Here is a 464-nt window from a genome sequence, read left to right on the forward strand (position 1 = left end):
TTCTATATTTGTCCCATTTCCAAAACCATTCTTACTTACCACTCACACACCTGTACCTTTACTGCAAAGGTTCATAGACACAACAAAGTCTTCTTTACTTAAAGTTATACCTTTTACACCCATGGCTGTTCTACCCATATATCTTATATCATTTTCATCAAATCTTATAGACATACCTTCTTTAGTTACTAAAAGTACTTCTTGCTTTCCGTCTGTAAGTTCTACTCCAATAAGCTCATCATCATCTCTTAAGCCTATAGCAATAAGACCCGATTTATTTATATTTTTGAACTCTTCCCTCTTAGTCTTCTTAACAATACCTTTTTTCGTTGCAAGTAATAAATATTCATTTTCATCATTACCATCAATAGGTATTAGAGTAGCAATTTTCTCATCTGCTGACAATTGAAGTAAATTCACTATAGCAGTTCCTTTAGCCTGTCTCTTACCTTCAGGTATTTCAT

At 33.0% G+C, this 464-nt stretch carries 1 protein-coding gene; it reads right to left on the reverse strand.

All coding sequences use genetic code 11. The features are described 5' to 3' along the window. Window positions 1–42 precede the first annotated feature (42 nt). Window positions 43–464, reverse strand: a 422-nt coding sequence (locus K0040_RS20145) for a DNA gyrase C-terminal beta-propeller domain-containing protein (RefSeq protein WP_272491587.1), incomplete at its 5' end; no start/stop codon positions are given.

Source organism: Terrisporobacter petrolearius (assembly GCF_020748185.1).
In the GTDB taxonomy this organism is placed as follows: domain Bacteria; phylum Bacillota; class Clostridia; order Peptostreptococcales; family Peptostreptococcaceae; genus Terrisporobacter; species Terrisporobacter petrolearius.